Genomic DNA, 2,553 nt, shown 5'->3' on the forward strand with positions numbered 1-2,553 from the left:
TAATACACTTGGAGTTTTATATATTTGTGAAAATGGAAATAGTGTTAATAATCTAGAGGATTTAAAGGGAAAAACTATTTATTCATCTGGTAAAGGATCAACACCTGAGTATGCTTTAAACTTTATCCTTGAGCAAAATGGTCTTGAGAATCTTCCAATTGAGTGGAAGAGTGAACATACAGAGTGTGTTGCTGCTCTTTTAAAGGATCCTAACGCAGTAGCTCTCCTTCCTCAGCCATTTGCTACTACTGCTATGGTTCAAAACCCTTCAATTAGAATCGCTCTTGATTTAAATAAAGAATGGGATAAGGTTTCTCCTGAAAGTGCGCTATTAACTGGTGTTGTAGTTGCTAGAACAGAGTTTATTAATGAAAATAAAAAAGCAGTAGATAACTTCTTAGAGAGCTACAAAATGAGTACAGAGTTTGTTAATACAAATATTAATGATGGCGCAAGACTAATTGGAGAAATTGGAATTATACCTGAGAAGGTTGCTCAAAAAGCACTTCCATATTGTAATATTGTTTGTATTACTGGCGACGAAATGAAAGCTATATTACCTGGATATTTAAAAGTACTCTTTGATGCAAATCCTAAGAGTGTTGGAGGAGTTCTTCCTAGTGAAGAGTTCTACTACTGATAAAGTTAAGTACACGTTAAGTGTATTTTTATACTTAATTATTTGGCAAATAGTTGCTATGTGGATAGGTGAGGAGATTCTTCTTGTCTCACCTATCAAGGTTATTTTAAGGTTAAAAGAATTATTTTTTGAAAGGGAATATTGGGAAAATATAATATTTACCTGTATAAGAATTTTATCAGGATTTTTCCTTGCACTATTAGTATCAATTATTACAAGTATATTATCATACCTTTTTAATAGCTTTAGAATAATGATGAAGCCAATTGTATCTGCTATTAAAGCAACTCCTGTTGCTTCTATTGTAATTGTTGTGCTTATTTGGGTTTCAAGCAAGAATTTATCAATAGTTATTTCCTTTATGATGGCTTTTCCAATTCTCTATTCTGCACTCTTAGCAGGTTTTGATAATGTCGATAATTCCTTAATTGAAATGGCTGAAGTTTTTTCTTTTTCGCAATTTAAACGTCTAAAATATATCTATCTTCCTTCTGTACTTCCAACCTTCATTACTAGCCTTACTACTGCAATTGGGCTTGCATGGAAAAGTGGCGTAGCTGCAGAGGTAATAGGCCTTCCTGATGGAAGCTTAGGTGAAAGATTATATGAAGCAAAAACATTTTTGCTTACTGCAGACATTTTTGCAGTTACCTTAACTGTAATCGTAATTTCTATAGTAATTGAAAAGGTAATTTCAAAAGCTATCAAAGCATTTGCAATAAGGGGCCATTTAATATGATTTTCACTAAACATTTTGGCACCAAAGTAGTGCTTGATAGAAAAAATATAGAAATTAAACGAGGTAAAAAGTATCTTCTGTGGGGAAAATCAGGGATCGGTAAGACAACGTTAATACGTATTTTAGCTGGCTTGGAAAGTAATGAAGAGGATTCTATTATTGATGTAGGACGCGTTAGCGTGGTCTTTCAAGAGGATAGATTACTAAATTCTTTTACAGCTGAAGAAAATTTACTAACCGTTTGTAGTGATAAAAATAAGGTTAGAGAGTATTTAAAGGCCTTTGATATCCCAAGAGGGCAAAGAGTAAGAGAATTTTCTGGTGGAATGAAAAGAAGAGTTGCTATACTAAGAGCACTTCTTTATGAGCACGATACTCTTTTAATGGATGAGCCCTTTACTGGACTTGATGATGAAACATATAAAAGCGTAATTAGCTTTATTAATGAAAGAGAAAAAGGGAAAACAATTATTATTGTTAGCCACGAAGAAAGAGTTAATAAGGATTTATTAATCGACGAAGTAATAGAGTTTTAGGAGGGCAAGCTGCCCTCCAAATATAATTAACAATAATATTCCATTGGGGATGCAAGATAGCTAATCTCATCTAGCTGGTCAGCAGTTACAAATTAACCGCCGGGAAAGCCCATGTGCCTTGGCCGTGAGATGAAAGGCGGTAATGCGTAATGCCATAAAATGTGCTATAATGATGTCATGCGGACACTGACAGTAAAACTGTACAACAGCGATGACTTCGGATACCTTAGTGATATGATAAATATCGCCGGGATCATATACAACACGGCACTGACAATCATACAGGACCACTATACCGAAACAGGGAAGCTTTTGGATAAATACGAACTCCAGAAACAGCTCCGTGGTCTTCGCAACGTGGATGAAAACCACCACTGGCGATATGTGGGAAGTCAGGCGGTACAGGAGATAACGGACAGGATATACAGGGCGTACCGGTTGTTTTTCACTAACAGGGAGAAGGGAGTCAAATGTTCGCCACCCCGTCGTCGCAAGGTCAAAAAGTACAAAAGCGTCACCTACAAACAGGCGGGATACAGATTCCTTACTGGCGGACGTATCAGCATAAACGGACACATCTACAGATACTGGGACTCCTATGACGGACTCCTGGAACGGATCAAAATCAAGACCGTAAC

The 2,553-nt window shown here is 36.3% G+C and carries 4 protein-coding genes; all 4 read left to right on the forward strand.

Annotated elements, in window-relative coordinates; all coding sequences use genetic code 11:
• A partial coding sequence (locus SOY52_RS06985; RefSeq protein WP_320848242.1) for an ABC transporter substrate-binding protein occupies window positions 1–640 on the forward strand: 640 nt, incomplete at its 5' end.
• Entirely contained in the window at window positions 621–1,379 is a 759-nt protein-coding gene (locus SOY52_RS06990) for an ABC transporter permease (protein ID WP_320848243.1), read from the forward strand. The genes SOY52_RS06985 and SOY52_RS06990, both read left to right, overlap by 20 nt.
• Complete coding sequence (locus SOY52_RS06995; protein ID WP_320848244.1) at window positions 1,376–1,915, forward strand: ATP-binding cassette domain-containing protein; 540 nt, start codon at window positions 1,376–1,378, stop codon at window positions 1,913–1,915. The genes SOY52_RS06990 and SOY52_RS06995 overlap by 4 nt, the downstream gene beginning before the upstream one ends.
• 177 nt (window positions 1,916–2,092) lie before the next feature.
• Window positions 2,093–2,553: hypothetical protein (locus tag SOY52_RS07000; protein WP_320848245.1), on the forward strand; the 461-nt coding region annotated here is incomplete at its 3' end.

Source organism: Bullifex sp., from assembly GCF_034103065.1.
Taxonomy (GTDB): Bacteria; Spirochaetota; Spirochaetia; order Sphaerochaetales; family Sphaerochaetaceae; genus Bullifex.